We start from the raw sequence: 5,954 nt of genomic DNA, 5'->3' as shown, positions 1-5,954 counted from the left end.
CAGGTTTAGGTATTGGTCAAACCCTCTCTGGTATCGGAATGTCGGGCGCAGGTTTGGGTTATACCCAGTCTGGTGTCGGTTACACCACTTCGGGTGTGGGAATGTCGGGCGCAGGTTTAGGTATTGGTCAAACCCTCTCTGGTATCGGAATGTCGGGCGCAGGTTTGGGTTATACCCAGTCTGGTGTCGGTTACACCACTTCGGGTGTGGGAATGTCGGGCGCAGGTTTAGGTATTGGACAAATCATGTCCGGTATCGGAATGTCTGGGGTGGGTATGGGTTACACCCAGTCCGGTGTAGGTTATACCCAATCTGGCGTTGGACAAATTATGTCCGGTGTCGGTATCGGTCAAACGATGTCCGGTATCGGAATGTCCGGTGTGGGTATGGGTTACACCCAGTCCGGTGTCGGTTATACCCAATCTGGCGTTGGACAAATTATGTCCGGTGTCGGTATCGGTCAAACGATGTCCGGTGTCGGAATGTCTGGGGTGGGTATGGGTTACACCCAGTCCGGTGTAGGTTATACTCAATCTGGAGTCGGTTACACTCAATCTGGAGTCGGTTATACTCAATCTGGAGTCGGTTATACTCAATCCGGTGTTGGTTACACTCAATCCGGTGTTGGTTATACTCAATCCGGTGTCGGTTATACTCAATCTGGAGTCGGTTATACTCAATCCGGTGTCGGACAAACCATGTCCGGTGCTGGAATGAGTATGTCCGGTGCGGGATTAGGCTATACCATGTCTGGTATGGGAATGTCTGGTATTGGGATGGGCTCTTCAATGCCACCGATACGTCCTCGCGAGTTTTGGTTAGTGGCTGATGCTGAACTGATTATTTATGGTGCGACCGAACCCGACGCTAACTTAACCATTGGCGGACGTCCCATCAAACTTAACCCCGATGGCACATTCCGCTTACAAATGTCCTTCCAAGACGGTTTACTCGATTTCCCCATTTTCGCCGTTGCTGCGGATGGAGAGCAAACCCGTTCTGTTCACCTCAAGTTTGTGCGTGAAACCCCTGAACGTCACACCAACACGAAAGAAGAAGCAGTACCTGAATGGCTGCACTAATTTCAAATTAAAATGTTAACAACTTAATCCTTTAGAATGATCAACCCCTCACTAATATTTGAGGGGTTTTTCAATAGCGAATCATGGTTGAATGAATCGAATTAAGAGAATCAAGCATTTGATTAAGTTCAATTCCTAAAATGGTATAATCTTTTAAAATTTGACGAGTAGGGGTATAGTTTTGCTCTCGTGCAAACTCTTGTAGTCGAGTTGCTTGTAAGGCGTGTAAATGGTTTTGTATCGCTTGGATAGAGGGTTCAAAATTGGGAAAAGCTGGCGGTAAAGTTCCCGTTAAAATAGCATCAACTAATCGCTTAAAAAATTGATTCACTTGTTCAACAAAAGTCGCTAATTCAGGATGGGGTTCAGTCCCTGTAAAATGTTCTAATTGTGCCAATAAAATACTAACAGACCGACTAAATCGATGCAAATAAATTAATAAGGTCATTTTCGGTTCGATTTCCGCAGTGGAGGTATTGGGATCACTACTTAACTGCTGTAATGCCGCTTGAGCATTAAAATAAGCTAAACGGGTTTTTTGCCGTTGTTTTGTTATTCGGTTTAAATCATCGGATGCAGTTCCTAAATAAACCGATAAAACCGTATTAAAATAATCATTGGAGGCTGTAATTGCCTTAATTAATTTAGCCGATAGCTGTTCTTTTTCCTGAGATCGAAACAACACAAACGCACCGACAAATGCTAACGCAGCACCGATACAAGTCCAGAGAAAACGAACCATTGCCACTTGCCAATTTCCCCCCTCTCGACTCATTTCTAATCCAATGGCAAAAATAGAAATAAAAAATACAGCTAAACCATAATGAAAGGGAACTAAAGAAAATCCCAATATAATAGAAGCTAAATTAAGACTTTCTAAAATCAAGGAATTAGGAATACTCATCCAAAGAATAGGGGTAATGATTGACCCTAAAATTGTTCCGAACATTCGATGGAAAAACCGTTGAAACGTTCCACCAAAATTAGGTTGTAGGACAACTAAAATTGTGATTGTTAACCAGTTTCCCTGGGGAAGTTCAGCTACACTATAAATAGCAACCCCCATAGTTGTCATAATTCCTAACCGTAACCCATGACGAAAAAAGCTAGAATCTAAGGTAAAGTTATCTCGCAAGGGATCTAACCCCGATATTAGTTTAAATTGGGATAAAGTTTCGGTTTCTGCGGATAATATTTTATCTTTTTGGGGGTGATTAATCGATTGATTCTTTCTGATTTGAGTGATAGTTTTTGCTGTACAATCTAATTGACGAATAATCGTTTCTAAGGTTGAAACAATGGTTTCTATAATCACTAAAGCCGGATAATCTTCAACTTGATTGCCAATGGTTTGTTGTTGTAGTTGTTTTTGTTGAGCGATCGCTATTGCAATGCGTTTTAAATTATAACTATCAATATAAACCGATTGATTCCATAAAAGTTTAATTAAATTTTGACAAAATAAAGCTATTTTTGCTAAAGCATCATCAACTAAAAGACCAACGGTGATAAATTGGGGATCATGTTGATGAAGTTGGGCTAATTCTGTTAAGGTGACAATGGATGTAATTAAATGATCAGCATCTTGAACTAAAATAATAACGGCTTCCCCAAACGGCGTATTTCCTAACCTTAATTTACGGTTTAATGTCCAAGCTTGACGAGCATTTTCTAAGGTTTCTCGAAGTTGATTCACCCGTTTTAATTCTTCTATTGAAGAACAATTTTTACCCTGATTAATATAGTCTGCAATAGCTTGATAACATTGACTAATCGATTTTTTTAAGGGAAGATAGGGATTTAACGGCCAAATTCCTAAACATAAGATCATTGTCCATCCTCCCGCTATCAGACAAATCATCGCTCTTTCACTCGCAATTTCCCAACCTCCAGCAGGTAAATATAAGGTTACTAAAGTAAATAAGCCAATCACAATTCCCGACAACACCCCAGGATGTCCAAATATAGCAATATATCCGGCAAAAAATAAGCTGAAAAATGTTAATATTAGTTTAAACAATAAAATATTAGAAACTAAGGTTGCTAACGTAACTAATCCCGTAGAAATTATAATCGTAAATAGTAAAGAAATTGCCCGTGTTGAATAAAATCCCCCCGCATCACTCAGAAGAAAAAATAAACTATCAATTCCGACCGCAAAACCGACATCAGGATGACCTGTTAATTGTCCAACGGCGAGAGAAACTGATAATGCAATAGTTAATCTTAATCCCCTTGCCAATTTAAGATTACCGCTAGGTTTGAGCAGAAAACGAAATTGTTTATCAGCCAGAATTCCAGTCATAAAAAGTTAGGATAAAAATTGACTCATTAACGTACATTCCCAAACTAATCGCGGTTGAACATAATTTAATAAATATTTTCGAGTTTTTTCTAACTGTTTTAAAAACCGCTCATCAATGATTCCCTTTTTTTGTTGGTTTTGCCAATCACAATGTTGTAAATAATCCACTAACCACAATTGTCCTTCACTATCCAAGGTTTGACTAATTTCTTTAGCTAACTCTAAAGCGACTCTTAAATTAGCCGGAGGTTTTTTAACTTTATTTAAAAATTCTACTGGAATAGTTTGTAATTGTTGCCAATGGGAAATGGCTTGTCCGGGACTTCCTTGCGCCATTGCTAAAATTTCAGGATGGGATAAAATATCCGTTAAATTTTGTTGTTTTAAAACCTGCTTCATACCTTCATCCGTTAACCGATAAAACGGAATTTTTGCACACCGAGATACTAATGTTGGTAATAACGAATCAATTCCCGGTGCTATTAAAATAATCGTTGCTTTTCCCGGTTCTTCTAACGTTTTTAATAATCCATTGGCGGCGGATTCTGCCATAGATTCTGCGTGTTCAACTACTACTATTAATCGAGACGCTTCTAAGGGAGGACGACTTAAAAATTGACTAATTTCTCGAATTTGTTCAATCCGAATTTGAGGCGGTGCTTTGCGTTTCACTCCTGCTTCGGCAGCTTCTTTTGCAGACAAACGTTTTCCCTGATGTAAATAAGTGGGTTCTACCCAAAGAATATCCGGGTGATTTCTTTGTTGAATTCGAGAACGAATTTGTTTTTCATCAACTTTTTTATCGAGATTTTGACACAATAAAAATTCAATAAAACAGTTCGCTGCTAACGTCCGACCAATCCCATCCACCCCGGCAAATAAATAAGCCGGAGCAATACGATTTTGGGCTACTACTTGTGTTAACAACTCAATAGCAGGTTGTTGTTCAATTAACCGATCGAAAAAAGCATTCATTTGGTATTAATTAAAGCCTGAATCCCCATTCTATTAATTTTTGACTTAAAACCCATTGAATTTTTTCAGTCACTTCATCAACCTTTAACGTTCCATCAATCGTTACAATTCGCTCTGGATAAGATTCAGCTAATCGTTGAAACCCTTGTTTTACACGCTGATGAAATTCCAGATTGGCTTGTTCCATGCGATCCATTTTACCTCGGTTGCGAGTTCTGGCAAGTCCCAGTTCCACATCCACATCTAACCATACCGTTAAATCACTTTCTAAACCCTGGGTCGCAATGTGATTCAATTGTTCAATTAAACTCAAATCTAACCCTCGACCATAGCCTTGATAAGCAATAGTTGAGTCTGTGTAGCGATCGCATAAAATAATCGTTCCCTGGTATAATAACGGTTTAAGAAACCCCTCAACGTGTTGAGCGCGATCGGCAGCATACATTAACAATTCTGCCCGATCCTGAATGGGTTCTTTCCCCTGATACTCTAATAATAAACGTCTTAACTCCTGGCCTAAGACAGTTCCCCCCGGTTCGCGGGTCATGACCACAGGTGTATCGGTCACAGTTTGTAACCAAAGTTGAATCCTTTGCATCTGAGTCGTTTTTCCGCCGCCTTCAACCCCTTCAAACACAATTAATTTTCCCCCCATCGGCTGACAGTCTCCCCTGAAATCAATAATCATCGTCCGATATTTCAAACCTTCTCTAAATATGATAAGGTCTGGAATAGACCATGATCGTTGAAATGGTTTAATCACTGAGGTTAAGTTTACCCTCAATTTTTTAGACTCAAAATTGCCTCTCGCACCTCTGGAGTTCTCTATGGCCCGCTACACTGGATTTTTTATTGTTAATGTCGGGATTGAAGATCTACGACCGATGATGATTGATATCCTAGAATCTTGTCATCTGGAGATCACCTATCAAACCCCAAGCTCAATTATTGCACGGGAAGCTCTAGGGAAAGTCACCGTGCAAGAATTAGTTATTGCTGAAGTGGTATTTGATACCGCAACTTCTACGGTGAATGAAACCAAAATGACCGTTTATGTTAAAAATGAAGCCTTAGCATTACAAAGTACCAATCATTGTCGCGGAATCTTTGAACAAGTGAGTCAATTAATTATTGATAACCGTCAGTGGGTTTTGTTAGAAAGTATTGCGTTATAAGAAAAAGAGACGCGCCTTCGCACGTCTCTAAACTTTACTGAACTTTAAGCAAATACTTTCCTTTTCCTTTGCTATCATAAGCATTAACAATCACGCGATAGGTTCCTGTTTTCGGTAACGTGACGGTAATTTGAGAATTGGAATTATTTTGATTAATATCATCATGTTCTTGCAGTAATTGATTGTCTGGGGTATACACCGCCAGATAAGTATCAAACTCAGAACTTTCTAAAGAAATCGTAATTTGTTGACCTTGTTGTCCGTCAAAAGTGTATTCATCATACAAACTTTTATCAGAAGGTAAAACCTTATCTCCCTCTTGCAATTCCCCCTGCTGATCTAACAACATAGTATTAGGAGTCGATGTCGGGGGTGTTTCAGTGGGAGACGGTTGAGGAGTTGGGGTTGGGGTTGGGG

At 39.7% G+C, this 5,954-nt stretch carries 5 protein-coding genes and 1 pseudogene; 2 read left to right on the top strand and 4 right to left on the bottom strand.

All coding sequences use genetic code 11. The annotated features are described in order from the left end of the window. Positions 1 to 1,082: pseudogene (locus tag IQ236_RS27940) on the top strand (DUF4912 domain-containing protein); the annotation flags it as partial. A 70-nt stretch (positions 1,083 to 1,152) separates the two neighbouring features. Here IQ236_RS27940 and IQ236_RS27155 read toward each other — a convergent pair. Genes IQ236_RS27155 through tmk form a run of 3 tightly spaced genes read right to left on the bottom strand, consistent with a single transcriptional unit; the run spans position 1,153 to position 5,017 of the window. Further along, positions 1,153 to 3,387 carry an FUSC family protein gene (locus IQ236_RS27155; protein ID WP_193872304.1) on the bottom strand — a complete coding sequence of 745 codons (2,235 nt, stop codon included), beginning with the start codon at positions 3,385 to 3,387 and terminating at the stop codon, positions 1,153 to 1,155. 6 nt (positions 3,388 to 3,393) lie between these two features. Beyond that, positions 3,394 to 4,362, bottom strand: a complete 969-nt coding sequence (holB, locus tag IQ236_RS27150; protein WP_193872302.1) for a DNA polymerase III subunit delta' — start codon at positions 4,360 to 4,362, stop codon at positions 3,394 to 3,396. A gap of 10 nt (positions 4,363 to 4,372) precedes the next feature. Beyond that, a complete protein-coding gene (tmk, locus tag IQ236_RS27145; RefSeq protein WP_193872306.1) occupies positions 4,373 to 5,017 on the bottom strand; it encodes a dTMP kinase in 645 nt (214 codons plus the stop codon). Between the two features lie 172 nt (positions 5,018 to 5,189). On the opposite strand from tmk, the gene IQ236_RS27140 reads away from it, so the two are divergent. Then, positions 5,190 to 5,537, top strand: a complete 348-nt coding sequence (locus IQ236_RS27140; RefSeq protein ID WP_193872300.1) for a hypothetical protein — start codon at positions 5,190 to 5,192, stop codon at positions 5,535 to 5,537. Between the two features lie 34 nt (positions 5,538 to 5,571). On the opposite strand, the gene IQ236_RS27135 is transcribed toward IQ236_RS27140, so the two are convergent. Further along, on the bottom strand, positions 5,572 to 5,954 hold a 383-nt coding region (locus IQ236_RS27135), incomplete at its 5' end, for a PPC domain-containing protein (protein WP_193872298.1).

The organism is Planktothrix mougeotii LEGE 06226 (assembly GCF_015207485.1).
Lineage (GTDB): Bacteria > Cyanobacteriota > Cyanobacteriia > Cyanobacteriales > Microcoleaceae > Planktothrix.
The sequence above is the reverse complement of the archived record's forward strand: the minus strand, read 5'-3'. Positions and strand labels throughout refer to the sequence as shown.